General features: G+C 69.2%; 12 protein-coding genes and 1 pseudogene. 6 read left to right on the top strand and 7 right to left on the bottom strand.

Annotation, left to right across the window (positions count from 1 at the left end; translation table 11 throughout):
• The first annotated feature begins 82 nt into the window (after positions 1-82).
• From ABJK26_RS07635 to leuS, 3 genes are all read left to right on the top strand, one after another.
• On the top strand, positions 83-694 hold the full coding sequence (locus ABJK26_RS07635) for a tetratricopeptide repeat protein (RefSeq protein WP_347241685.1): 612 nt from the start codon (positions 83-85) through the stop codon (positions 692-694).
• Complete coding sequence (locus tag ABJK26_RS07630; RefSeq protein WP_347241691.1) at positions 687-1,469, top strand: YhjD/YihY/BrkB family envelope integrity protein; 783 nt, start codon at positions 687-689, stop codon at positions 1,467-1,469. Before ABJK26_RS07635 ends, ABJK26_RS07630 begins: the two co-directional genes overlap by 8 nt.
• A 126-nt stretch (positions 1,470-1,595) precedes the next feature.
• Positions 1,596-4,232 (top strand): leucine--tRNA ligase, encoded by a 2,637-nt coding sequence (gene leuS, locus ABJK26_RS07625; protein ID WP_347241684.1) that lies wholly within the window; start codon positions 1,596-1,598, stop codon positions 4,230-4,232.
• Here the strand turns inward: leuS and ABJK26_RS07620 are convergent.
• The gene (locus ABJK26_RS07620; protein WP_347241683.1) at positions 4,210-4,911 is read right to left on the bottom strand and encodes a Clp1/GlmU family protein; all 702 of its coding nucleotides are present in this window, start codon (positions 4,909-4,911) and stop codon (positions 4,210-4,212) included. The two genes, leuS and ABJK26_RS07620, sit on opposite strands and share 23 nt — an antisense overlap.
• An 87-nt stretch (positions 4,912-4,998) precedes the next feature.
• On the opposite strand from ABJK26_RS07620, the gene ABJK26_RS07615 reads away from it, so the two are divergent.
• Positions 4,999-6,162 carry an acyl-CoA dehydrogenase family protein gene (locus tag ABJK26_RS07615; protein WP_347241682.1) on the top strand — a complete coding sequence of 388 codons (1,164 nt, stop codon included), beginning with the start codon at positions 4,999-5,001 and terminating at the stop codon, positions 6,160-6,162.
• On the opposite strand, the gene rlmN is transcribed toward ABJK26_RS07615, so the two are convergent.
• From rlmN to ABJK26_RS07590, 5 genes are read right to left on the bottom strand one after another with little or no spacing between them, the layout of a single operon-like run.
• Positions 6,131-7,177 (bottom strand): 23S rRNA (adenine(2503)-C(2))-methyltransferase RlmN, encoded by a 1,047-nt coding sequence (gene rlmN, locus ABJK26_RS07610; protein WP_347241681.1) that lies wholly within the window; start codon positions 7,175-7,177, stop codon positions 6,131-6,133. The two genes, ABJK26_RS07615 and rlmN, sit on opposite strands and share 32 nt — an antisense overlap.
• Positions 7,174-7,713: a Uma2 family endonuclease gene (locus ABJK26_RS07605; protein ID WP_347241680.1), complete on the bottom strand. Its 540-nt coding sequence runs from the start codon at positions 7,711-7,713 to the stop codon at positions 7,174-7,176. The genes rlmN and ABJK26_RS07605 overlap by 4 nt, the downstream gene beginning before the upstream one ends.
• Positions 7,714-7,720: 7 nt before the next feature.
• Positions 7,721-7,948 carry a hypothetical protein gene (locus ABJK26_RS07600; protein ID WP_347241679.1) on the bottom strand — a complete coding sequence of 76 codons (228 nt, stop codon included), beginning with the start codon at positions 7,946-7,948 and terminating at the stop codon, positions 7,721-7,723.
• 25 nt (positions 7,949-7,973) lie between these two features.
• Positions 7,974-8,645: a molybdenum cofactor biosynthesis protein MoaE gene (locus ABJK26_RS07595; protein ID WP_347241678.1), complete on the bottom strand. Its 672-nt coding sequence runs from the start codon at positions 8,643-8,645 to the stop codon at positions 7,974-7,976.
• Positions 8,635-9,537: an HrcA family transcriptional regulator gene (locus ABJK26_RS07590; protein WP_347241677.1), complete on the bottom strand. Its 903-nt coding sequence runs from the start codon at positions 9,535-9,537 to the stop codon at positions 8,635-8,637. The genes ABJK26_RS07595 and ABJK26_RS07590 overlap by 11 nt, the downstream gene beginning before the upstream one ends.
• A 265-nt stretch (positions 9,538-9,802) precedes the next feature.
• On the opposite strand from ABJK26_RS07590, the gene ABJK26_RS07585 reads away from it, so the two are divergent.
• Both ABJK26_RS07585 and ABJK26_RS07580 read left to right on the top strand, forming a co-directional pair.
• Complete coding sequence (locus ABJK26_RS07585; protein WP_347241676.1) at positions 9,803-11,338, top strand: ATP-binding protein; 1,536 nt, start codon at positions 9,803-9,805, stop codon at positions 11,336-11,338.
• A complete protein-coding gene (locus ABJK26_RS07580) occupies positions 11,338-11,787 on the top strand; it encodes a tRNA (cytidine(34)-2'-O)-methyltransferase (protein ID WP_347241675.1) in 450 nt (149 codons plus the stop codon). The genes ABJK26_RS07585 and ABJK26_RS07580 overlap by 1 nt, the downstream gene beginning before the upstream one ends.
• Here ABJK26_RS07580 and ABJK26_RS07575 read toward each other — a convergent pair.
• Positions 11,774-12,006, bottom strand: a pseudogene (locus ABJK26_RS07575) (hypothetical protein); the annotation flags it as partial. The gene ABJK26_RS07580 and the pseudogene ABJK26_RS07575 sit on opposite strands and share 14 nt — an antisense overlap.

Here is a 12,006-nt window from a genome sequence, read left to right as displayed (position 1 = left end):
TGGGCCCCCTGGAGCTCACCACCTTGAAGTGGGTGGCCCTGGGGGAGGGGCAGGAGCGGGCGTGATCCCGCCCCATGCCGGCATGGGGAAAACCGGTCATAGGTCGAAGGGTGCGCGCAAGAAGAGGAGCGGGGAAACCCGCCTGGCCCGGGCCTGGGCCCTCATGGAGGAGGACCGCTTCCAGCAGGCGGAAGCCCTCCTCCGGAGGGACCCTTCCCCTGAGGCCCGCTTCGCCCTGGGGTACGCCCTCGCCTTCCAGGGAAGGCACGAGGAGGCCCTGGCCCTGTACCGGGCCCTCTACCGGGAATCGGGGAGCCACCGGGCCCTCCACCAGGTGGGGATGGTCCTCCGCATGGCGGGTAGGCTGAAGGAGGCCCTCGCCGTCTTTGAGGAGGAAGCCCGCCTCCTTCCCCCTGACCCTCTGGCCCGTTCTGTGAACCTTTACGAGCGGGGCTACACCCGGCTCCTCCTCGGGGAAAAGGAGGAAAGCCTGGCCCTCCTCCGGGAGAGCCTCGCCGAGGCCGAGGCCTCCCTGGACCCCGTGGCCCAAGCCTCTGCTCACCGGGGCCTTTTGGAGTGGCACCTCCGCTTAGGCCGGGAGGGGGAGGCCCAAAGGCACAAGGAGGCGGCCATCCGCCTCTTCCTAAAGGCCGGGGACCCCAAGGGGGCGGAGGAGATGGATGGCCTTGCTTAAGCGGTTCTACCGGCGCTACCAGGAGGCCCACGTCCCCTTCTTCGCCGCCGCCCTCGCCTACTACGCCCTCCTCTCCCTCATGCCCCTCCTCTTCCTCCTGGTGGGCCTCTTCGGCTTCCTCCTCTCGGGAAACCCCCTCCTCAGGGCCCAGGTCTTCCAGGCCCTCACCGAGCTCACCCTGGCCCTCTTCCCCGCCCGCCCCGAGATGGCCCAGGCCCTCCTGGACTTCCTCACCCGGGGCGCCTTTCCCCTCACCTTAGGAAGCGGCCTCCTCCTCCTCTGGTCGGGGAGCAACTTTTTCGCCGCCCTGAGCTACGCCTTAGGGCTCGTCTTCGGCCGGGCCCTGGGGTTTCGCCACCGCCTCCTCGGCCTCCTCATGCCCTTCGCCCTGGGGCTTGGCCTCATCCTCCTGGCCCTTGGGGGGCTCGCCCTGGGGTTTTTCCTTCGGTTTTTGCCGGAGGCCTGGCGGGTCTTCCTCGGGCCTTTGGAGGCCCTTATCCCCCTCCTCGCCGCTTTTTTCCTCTTCCTCCTCACCTACGCCCTCTTCCGGGGGGTGAGCCGCCCTAGGGACCTCCTTCCCCTAGGTGCCGGGGCCGGGGCGGCCACCCTGGTCTTTGAGGGGGTGCGCCTGGGCCTGCCAAGCCTCCTTCCCCGCTCCCAATACGAACTCCTCTACGGCCCCCTGGCGGGGTTCGTCCTCGCCCTTTTGGGGCTTTACCTGGTGCTCTTCGCCCTTCTCCTGGGGGCGGTGGTGGCCTGGGGACTTTCGGAGTAGCGCCTTTTCACCCGGGTGCCAAAAGGAGTAGCATAGGCCTATGCGCCGGGCCAGGCTAGCCCCTTAAGGCGGGGAGGGGCCTGGCTGTCCCTTCCCCCAGGGGAAGGGTTTTTTTGAGGAGGAAGCATGGAGAAGTACAACCCCCACGCCATAGAGCCCAAGTGGCAGCGCTTCTGGAAAGAGAAGGGCTTCATGAAGGCCAAGGAGGCCCCCGGGAAGCGGGGCAAGCAGTACGTGCTGGTGATGTTTCCCTACCCCTCGGGGGACCTGCACATGGGCCACCTGAAGAACTACACCATGGGCGACGTCCTGGCCCGCTTCCGCCGGGTGCAGGGCTACGAGGTCCTCCACCCCATGGGCTGGGACGCCTTTGGCCTTCCGGCGGAAAACGCCGCCCTGAAGTTCGGCGTCCACCCTAAGGAATGGACCTACGCCAACATCCGCCAGGCCAAGGAGAGCCTCGAGCTCATGGGCATCCTCTACGACTGGGACCGGGAGGTCACCACCTGCGAGCCCGAGTACTACCGCTTTAACCAGTGGATCTTCCTCAAGATGTGGGAAAAGGGCCTGGTCTACCGGGCCAAGGGCCTCGTGAACTGGTGCCCCAAGTGCCAGACGGTCCTCGCCAACGAGCAGGTGGTGGAGGGTCGGTGCTGGCGCCACGAGGACACCCCCGTGGAGAAGCGGGAGCTTGAGCAGTGGTACCTCCGCATCACCGCCTACGCCGAGAGGCTTCTTAAGGACCTCGAGGGCCTCCGCTGGCCCGAGAAGGTCAAGGCCATGCAAAGGGCCTGGATCGGCCGCTCGGAAGGGGCGGAGATCCTCTTCCCCGTGGAGGGAAAGGAGGAGAAGATTCCCGTCTTCACCACCCGCCCCGACACCCTCTTCGGGGCCACCTTCCTGGTCCTCGCCCCGGAGCACCCCCTCACCCTGGAGCTCGCCCTTCCCGAGAGGCGGGAGGAGGTCCTGGCCTACGTGGAGGCCGCCAAGCGCAAGACGGAGATTGAGCGCCAGGCGGAAGGAAGGGAGAAGACCGGGGTCTTCCTCGGGGCCTACGCGGTGAACCCCGCCACCGGGGAGAGGATCCCCATCTGGACCGCGGACTACGTGCTCTACGGCTACGGCACCGGGGCCATCATGGCCGTCCCCGCCCACGACCAGCGGGATTTTGAGTTCGCCACGAAGTTCGGCCTCCCCATCCGGAAGGTCATTGAGCGGCCCGGCGACCCCCTCCCCGAGCCCCTGGAGAGGGCCTACGAGGAGCCCGGGGTCATGGTGAACTCCGGCCCCTTTGACGGCACGCAAAGCGAAGAGGGGAAGCGGAAGGTCATCGCCTGGCTGGAGGAAAAGGGCTTAGGGAAGGGCCGGGTCACCTACCGCCTCCGGGACTGGCTGATAAGCCGCCAGCGCTACTGGGGCACCCCCATCCCCATGGTCCACTGCGAGGCCTGCGGGGTGGTGCCCGTCCCCGAGGAGGAGCTTCCCGTCCTCCTCCCCGACCTCAAGGACGTGGAGGACATCCGCCCCAAGGGGAAAAGCCCCCTGGAGGCCCACCCCGAGTTCTACGAGACCACCTGCCCCAAGTGCGGCGGCCCCGCCAAGCGGGACACGGACACCATGGACACCTTCTTTGACTCCAGCTGGTACTACCTCCGCTACACCGATCCCCACAACGACCGCCTCCCCTTTGACCCCGAGAAGGCGAACTTCTGGATGCCCGTGGACCAATATATCGGCGGGGTGGAGCACGCCGTGCTGCACCTCCTCTACAGCCGCTTCTTCACCAAGTTCCTCCACGACCTGGGGATGGTGAAGGTGGAGGAGCCCTTCCAGGGGCTTTTCACCCAGGGGATGGTCCTCGCCTGGACGGACTTCGGCCCCGTGGCGGTGGAAGGGGAAAGGGTGCGCCTCCCCGAGCCCACCCGCATCCGGCTGGAGATCCCGGAGAGCGAGCTTTCCCTGGAGGACGTGCGGAAGATGGGGGCCGAGCTCCGCCCCCACGAGGACGGGACCCTCCACCTCTGGAAGCCCGCCGTGATGAGCAAGTCCAAGGGGAACGGGGTCATGGTGGGGCCCTTCGTGAAGGAGCAGGGGGCGGACATCGCCCGCATCACCATCCTCTTCGCCGCCCCTCCCGAGAACGAGATGGTCTGGACCGAGGAGGGGGTCCAGGGGGCCTGGCGCTTCCTGAACCGCATCTACAGGCGGGTGGCCGAGGACCGGGAGGCCCTTTTGGGGACGAGCGGGGTCTTCCAGGCGGAGGCCCTCGAGGGGAAGGACCGGGAGCTTTACGGGAAGCTCCACGAGACCCTGAAGAAGGTGACGGAGGACCTCGAGGCCCTCCGCTTCAACACCGCCATCGCCGCCCTCATGGAGTTCCTGAACGCCCTTTACGAGTACCGCAAAGACCGGCCCGTGACCCCGGTCTACCGCACCGCCATCCGCTACTACCTGCAGATGCTCTTCCCCTTCGCCCCCCACCTGGCCGAGGAGCTTTGGCACTGGTTCTGGCCCGATAGCCTTTTTGAGGCGGGCTGGCCCGAGCTGGACGAGAAGGCCCTGGAGAAGGACCTGGTGGAGGTGGCGGTGCAGGTGAACGGGAGGGTGCGGGGGACCATCCAGATCCCCAAGGACGCCCCCCTGGAGGTGGCGCGGGCCGAGGCCCTCAAGGTGCGGAACGTGAGGGCCCACCTCGAGGGCAAGGAGGTGGTGAAGGAGATCTACGTCCCCGGGAAGATCCTCAACCTGGTAGTGCGGGGGTAGGAAAGGCGAGGCGGGTGGGGAGGGCCCTCGCCACCTCGCCCTTGGCCGGGGTGAGGAAGAGCCCCTCCCCGCCCCCAAAGGCGAGGAGCCTCCCGTAGCCCAGGAAGAAGCCCTCGGGGTCCAGGAGGCCGTAGAGCCGGTCCCAGAGGGGCGGGCCCTCGAGGGGGGCAACCCTGGGCCCTGCCCCCTGGAAGTGGGCGAGGAGCCTTTCCTGCCGGTTTTTCCGCCTTTCCGCCGGGGTCTTCCTGCGGGCCTCGGGAAGGGGCCTGGCGAGGCGCACCCTGAGGTCCCGCCGCCAGGCGAGGGCCCGGTAGAGGTCTTCTGAGCCCAGGACCATCACCTCGGCGGGGCTTAGGGCCTCCGCCTGCAGGAGGCGGTACTCCGGGTCCAGAAGCCCGTCCGTGTCCGCCACCGCCGGGCTTCCCGGGGGGATGAGGCGGGCCAAGCGCAGGGCCGCCACCAGGGCCCTCCCCTCCGCCCCCGCCGGGGAAAGCGCCCCCACCAGGGCGCGGCGCGCGAGGAGGAGGCGCCCTTCGCGGTGGAGGAAGAGGGAGAAGGCCCCGGGAAGGGCCCCTTGCCCCGGGTCCAGGTCCAGGAGGTAGGCCTCCCCCGCTCTCTCTAGCAGGCGGAGGGCCAGGGTGGTCTTGCCCACGTCGGTGGGGCCCACGAGGAGGAGCATTCCCCGAGAAACCACTTTAAGGCTTTGGGGGAAAGAGGTATAACGCATTTTTGCCTATGGGCAGAAAAGGGTTATACTGAACCCACCATGGCCCTTTGGTTTGAGGAAAGCCGGGAGGAGAGGCAGGTTCTGGGGCCTTTCCGGGAGTTTCTGAAGGCGGAGGTGGCCCCGGGGGCGGCGGAGCGGGACCGGACCGGGGCCTTCCCCTGGGACCTGGTGCGGAAGCTCGCCGAGTTTGGGGCCTTCGGGGCGCAGGTGCCCGAGGCCTACGGGGGGGCGGGGCTTTCCACGAGGCTCTTCGCCCGCATGGTGGAGGAGGTGGCCTACCACGACGGGGCCCTCGCCCTCACCGTGGCGAGCCACAACTCCCTGGCCACCGGGCACATCCTCCTCGCCGGGAGCGAAGCGCAGAGGCAAACCTTCCTTCCCAAGCTCGCCGCGGGGGAGGCCCTGGGGGCCTGGGGCCTCACGGAGCCCGGCTCGGGCTCGGACGCCGCCGCCCTCAAGGCCAAGGCGGAGAAGGTGGAGGGGGGGTGGGTCTTGAACGGCACCAAGCAGTTCATCACCCAGGGGAGCGTGGCCGGGGTCTACGTGGTGGTGGCCCGCACCGACCCCCCTCCAACCCCCGAGAAGAAGCACCTCGGCATCTCCGCCTTCGCCTTCTTCCGCCCCGAGCGGGGCCTAAAGGTGGGGCGGAAAGAGGAGAAGCTTGGCCTCCACGCCTCGGACACCGCCCAGCTCGTGCTGGAAGACCTCTTCCTTCCCGAGGAGGCCCTCTTGGGCGAGCGGGGGAAGAGCTTCTACGACGTCCTTAAGGTTTTGGACGGGGGAAGGATCGGCATCGCCGCCATGGCCGTGGGCCTCGGCCGGGCCGCCCTGGACTACGCCCTGGCCTACGCCAAGGGGCGGGAGGCCTTCGGCAAGCCCATCGCCGAGTACGAGGGGGTCTCCTTCAAGCTCGCGGAGGCGGCCACGGAGCTGGAGGCGGCGAGGCTTCTTTACCTCAAGGCGGCGGAGCTCAAGGACGCCGGGAGGCCCTTTACCCTCGAGGCCGCCCAGGCCAAGCTCTTCGCCAGCGAGGCCGCGGTGAGGGCCTGCGACGAGGCCATCCAGGTCCTCGGGGGCTACGGGTACATCCGGGACTACCCGGTGGAGCGCTACTGGCGGGACGCCCGCCTCACCCGCATCGGCGAGGGGACGAGCGAGATCCTGAAGCTCATCATCGCCCGGCGCCTTCTGGAAGCGGTGTGAGAAGGGGCTTTGGGACCTTTAGGGCGAGCTGGCCGCAGGCCGCGCCCACGTCCTGGCCCCGGCTCCACCTGATGGAGGTGGGAACCCCGAGGCGCCTGAGCTCCTCGGCGAAGGCCAGGATGCCCGCCTTGGGGGTCCCCTCCACCGGGGCCCCTTCCCAGGGGTTGAAGGGGATGAGGTTCACGTGGGCGCTCAGGCCCTTGAGGAGCTTGGCGAGGAGCCTCGCCTGCCAGGGGTGGTCGTTCATTCCCTTGAGGAGGGTGTACTCCAGGGTGACCCGCCGCTTGGTCTTGGCGTAGTAGTGGCGCACGGCCTCCAGGATCTCGGCGATGGGGTAGCGGTGGGCGGTGGGGATGATCCGCTTGCGGGTCTCGTCGTCGGGGGCGTGGAGGGAGAGGGCGAGGCGCACCCCCAGGTCCTCCTCGGCGAGGCGGTAGATCCCCTTGGGGATGCCCACGGTGGAGAGGGTGATGCGCCTCGGGCTCATGGCCAGGGCCTTCTTGTGGAGCATGATGCGGATGGCCTTGAGGACGTTGCCCAGGTTCAGCAGGGGCTCCCCCATGCCCATGAGGACCACGTTCCGGATCTCCCGGGGGGAGATCCCCTGGTGGTGGGCGATGGCGAGGAGCTGGGAGAGGATCTCCGCCGCGGTGAGGTTTCGCCCGAAGCCCATGGCCCCGGTGGCGCAGAAGGCGCACCCCGCGGGGCAGCCCACCATGCTGGAGAGGCAGACGGTCTTCCGGTTCTCGTAGGGCATGTAGACGGCCTCGGTCCTCTGGCCGTCCAGGAGGGTGAAGAGGTACTTCACGCTCCCGTCTTGGCTGGGGTAGGCCTCCACCAGGGCGAACTCCGAGAGGCGCCACTCCCGGCCCAAGACCTCCCGCAGGGCCTTGGGGAGGTCGGTCATCTCGGCGAAGTCCAGGGCCCCCTTGGCGTAGAGCCAGTGGGCGATCTGGGCCTTGCGGAAGCCCTCGCCGGGAAGCTCCTCGGGAAAGAGCTCCAGGATGGGCCTCATACTACCCCCTCGTAGAGGGCGGCGAGGGGGAGGGTCCCCTCGAGGCAGGGCAGAACCAGGGTTTCCCCTAAGGTCTCTTCCCGGAACCCCTCCGGGGTCTTCCGGTAAAGAACCCCTCCCGGCCGCCCGCTTTCCAAGATCAGGTAGCCCAGAAGGCTCGGGAGGCGAAGGTAGCGGGAAAGCTTCTCCCGCCGGTCCTGGACCTCCGTACCCGGGGAAAGCACCTCCGCCACCAGACAGGGCGAGGTTTCGTACAGGGGGTGGGCCTTGGGGCCGCACACCACCATGACGTCAGGGTAGTAGAAGGTGTCCTCGGAGAGCTTGAGCTTCACCGTTTCGCTGTAGACCCTGCACCCCTTGGCCCGGGCCAAGGGTTTGAGGAGGGCCACCAGGTTGGTGACGATGAGGTTGTGGTCCAGGCTGGCCCCCGCCATGGCGTAGGGAAGGCCCCCAAGAAGCTCGTGGCGAAGGGGGCTTTCCCTCTCTAGGGCCAGGTACTCTTCCTCCGTCAGGGGGCGCAGGGCCCGCTCGGTCATCCCCCCATTATAGCCGAAGCCTCCCGTAGCCCAAAAGGAGGCCCGTGAGGAGGAGAAGGAGCCCCAAGGGCCTTGGCCTCGCCCAAAGGCCCAGGAAAGCCCCGAAGAGGAGTAGGCCCAGGCCCACCCGGCTCCGGCCTTCCCGGAAGGCCCTTCCCGAGAGGAACCCGAGGAGGAGGGGGAGGGCGAAGAGGACGAGGAGGAGGAGCCCGGCGATGGCCGCGAAGGAGGTCATCTTTCCCCTAAGGAGGCCTTAAGCCTCAAAGCCGCTTGTCCTCCGGGGCGAAGCCCTCCACCCAGAAGCTCCCGTCCTTGCGGTGCTCCTTCTTCCACACGGGCAGGACCTGCTTCACCCGGTCAATGGCGTACTGGCAGGCGGCGAAGGCCTCCTTGCGGTGCCGGGCCGAGACCACGATGGCGATGGAGGCCTCCCCGGGGTCCACCCGGCCCAGGCGGTGCCAGAGGGCGATGCGCCCTAGGGGCCAGCGGGCCCGCATCTCGGCGAGGATCTCCGCCATCACCCTCTCCGCCATCTCCGGGTAGGCCTCGTACTCCAAAAAGGCCACCTCCTCCCCGCGGTTGGGGCTTCGGGTGGTGCCGAGGAAGCTCACCACCGCCCCGTACTCGGGAGCCACGGCCCAGGCCACCAGGGCCCCGAGGTCCAGGGGCTCCTGGGTGAGGCCGTAGGAGTCCTGCCCTCCCGAAACCGGGGGGAGGAAGGCCACCTCGTCCCCCTCCTTCAGGGGGGTTTCCGCCCCCGCCAGGGCCTGGTTCACCGCGGCCATCCCGCCCTCGAGGCGAAGCCCGGGGAAGCGCTCCTCCAGAAGCCTCCTGACCTCGCTCACCCTCGCCCCCTCGGGGAGGTCCAGCTCTAGGCGCTCCAGGCCCGCCTGCTCCCGGTAGAGGGCGAAGAGGCGCACCTCAACGCGCATGGCTCCCAGTATAGACCTGGGTGAGGCCTAAGACCACGGAGAGGGCCTCGGGGTAGCGCATGCGCATGGGCCCGAGGAGGACGATCTCCCCAAGCCACTCCCCCTTCTGAAAGCCCGCCTGCACCTGGGCGAGCCCCTCCACCTCCCCCACCCGCACGTCCACGCCCCCCGGGGGGGTGAGAAGGTCCTCGGCCCCCTCTTCATAGAGGCGCACCAGGCGCTCCAGGAAGCCTGGGTCCTGGGCCTCGGGCTCCTTGAGCGCCTGGGCGAGGCCTTCCCGGTAGGTGAGGGAAAGCCCCCCAAGGAGGGCCCGCTCTAGGAGGGAAAAAAGCTCCTCCAGGCCCGGGGGAGGCTCGGCGGAAGGGGTGAAGGGGCGGGCCAGGGCCTCCTCCGCCTGGCGGAGCCTTTCGGGGGAGAGGCTTAAGGGAAGCCGGGCCTCCTTCACCCTTCCCCCTTCCAGCACCAAGACCGCCAGGGTGCCCTCGGGGAGGGGGGAGAGGTGGACCTGGAGGACCTTGGGGGCCTTCCTCGGCCTGAGGTGGAGGAGGGCCGGGTAGCCGGAAAGCCCGGAGGCCATTTTCACCAGGAAGGCCTCGGGCTCCCTGGCCCCCTCCAGGGCCTTTTCCAGGCGGGCCTGGGTGGCCTCGGGGAGGGGCTTGGGGGGGAGGAGGGAGAGGGAGTACTGGCGGTAGGCCTGGCGGGTGGGCACCCGGCCCGCGGAGGCGTGGGGCTTGGTGAGGTAGCCCATCTCCTCGAGGGCGATGAGCTCGTAGCGGGCCAGGGCGGGGCTCAGGCCCAGGGCCTCGGCGAGCCGCGCCGAGGGCACCGGGGCCTTGGTCCTTATGTACTCCTCCACCAGGTGGTGGAGGATGCGCCGCTGCCTGGCCGTCACACCCCTATTGTACCGGACTCGCCGGGGCCTCGTCCCCCCCGGTGCGGCCCGCCCTCGGGATGGCCCCCACCCTGGGCCTCAGGGAGGGCTCGGAGGGGCTCCTTCTCCCCTTAGGGCCAAGGGCAGAAGGGCGCAAGGCCTTGCGGGCCCGGCTACCCGAACGCGGGGAAGGGGCTTGCCGGAAGCCCCCGCCGCAAGCCGGGTAGAGCGGGTGGGCCTAAAGGCCTCTCCCTCCTCTCCCCGCAGGCCCCGTAAACTGGGCCCCGTGACGTGGGAGGAGCTTGAGGAACGTCTGGCCCGGGGCCAGGACGAGCGCACCCTCTTCCTGCCCCACGACCTCTCCCCGGAGGAGCTCGCCCGCTACGCCGCGGGCCTCGCCAACCACAAGGGGGGCACCCTCTTCCTGGGCGTGGACCCGGAGGGCCGGGTGCTCGGGGCCCCGGAGATCCACCCCCTCCAGATCACCCACGCCCTCTTCCAGCTCACCCAGGGCCTTCTCCTGCCCTACGTGGAGGTGCTGGAGGGGCCGGAGGGGCGGGTTTTGGCCCTCCACGTGCCCCAAAGCCCGGCGGCCATCGCCGTGGGGGCGGGGCGGGTGCCCTTCTGGGACGGCGCCCGCCTTTCGGAGCTCAAGGTGGGCCAGGCCCTGCCCGAGCCGGACTTCACCGCCCAGGTCCTGCCCGCGGCGAGCCTCTCCGACCTGGACCCGGTGGAGGTCCTGCGCTTGAGGCGTATCCTGGAGGAAAGGGGAAGTTCCTTGGCCGCCCTGCCCGATCTGGAGCTCCTCTATTCCCTGGGCCTCCTGGAGCGGGTGGAGGGGGAGGAGCGCCCCACGGTGGCGGGCCTTCTCCTGGTGGGAACGCCCCTCGCCTTAAGGCGGCTTCTTCCCCAGGCCGAGGTGAGCTACTACTTCCACGAGGCCGAGGAGGGCTACAGCTTCCGGGAGGACCTCCTAAGGCCCATCCCCGCCCTCCTGGAGCGTTTGAAGGAGCTCATCCAGGCGCGGAATCGGGTCCGCTACCTCACCGTGGGGCTTTTCCGCCTCGAGGTCTGGGACTTTGATCAGGAGGTCTACCGGGAGGCCCTCCTAAACGCCCTCGTCCACCGGGACTGGCGGAGCCAGGACGCCATCCAGGTCCACCACCACCGGGACCGGCTGGAGGTCTCCAACCCCGGCGGCTTCCCCCCCGGCATCACCCCGGAGAACGTCCTCCGCCACCCCCCAAAGAGGCGGAACCCCCGCCTGGCCGAGGCCCTCTACCGCCTGGGCTACGTGGAGCGGGCGGGAAGCGGGGTGGACAAGATGTACCGCCTCCTCCTCAAGCACGGCAAGGAGCCCCCGGAGTACCGCCTCTTCCCGGAGGCCCTGACCCTCGTCCTCTACAACCCCGAGCTGGACGAGGCCTTCGTGCGGGAGATCGCCGAGGCCCAGGAGCGCTTCGGGGCCTTCAGCCTGGACCACCTCATCGCCGTGGGGTACCTGCGCCGGGTGGGGGAGGCGGGCCTGGAGGATCTTTCCCGAGCCCTCCAGCTTCCCGAGGAGGCGGCGCGCCGGGTCCTTTCCCGCATGGAGAAGATGGGCCTCCTGCGCAAGGAGGGGGGGCGGTACCACCTGGCCCGCAAGGACCCCCTGGCGGAGCGGGTCCTGGCCCTTCTGGAAACCCCTAGGCCCAGGCGGGACCTAGAGGAGGCCCTGGGGCTTTCCCGCAGAAGGGCCCTGGAGCTTCTCGGCCGCCTCGTCCGGGAGGGCCGGGTGGAAAGGGTGGGCCGAGGGGCGGCCACCCGCTACCGGAGGCGGTGATGCTCCACCTGGTCCTCTACCAGCCGGAGATCCCCCAAAACGCCGGGAACGTGGCCCGCACCGCGGCCGCCCTGGGGTGGCCCCTCCACCTCATCCGTCCCCTGGGCTTCCTCCTCTCTAGCCCCAAGCTCAAGCGGGCGGGCCTGGACTACTGGCCCCACGTGGACCTCAGGCTCCACGACTCCTTTGAAGCCTTCCTCCAGGCCCTGCCTGGGGGGGCTAGGGTCTATGCCTTCAGCGCCCGGGGGGAGGCCTCCCTCTACGAGGTCCGCTTCCAGGAGGGGGACTTCCTCCTCTTCGGCCCCGAAAGCCGGGGGCTTCCCGGGGAGGTCCTCACCCGGTTCCCCGCCATCAGGATCCCCATGCCGGGGTCGGTGCGCTCCTTGAACCTGGCGGTGGCCGTGGGGGTGGCGGCCTACGAGGCCTACCGCCAGCTCAGAGAGCGATGAGGGCGTGGCCCTGGGCACCCCCCCAGGGGGTGCGGTGCCGCCTTTTGGGGTTCGCCCCGAGGAGCGGGGTGTGGCCGGGGGCGGAAGAGGAGGAAGACCCTGGCCCCCCGGTGGGCGAAGTCTGGGCCCCGGGGGCGGGGCGTGGGTCAGGAGGACGTCGGAGGGGAGAAGGAGGCGCACGCTCCTTTCCATTTTGGCGAAAAGCGTTAAGGATAGGGG

Source organism: Thermus sp. (assembly GCF_039793865.1).
In the GTDB taxonomy this organism is placed as follows: Bacteria; Deinococcota; Deinococci; order Deinococcales; family Thermaceae; genus Thermus.
The sequence above is the reverse complement of the archived record's forward strand: the minus strand, read 5'-3'. Positions and strand labels throughout refer to the sequence as shown.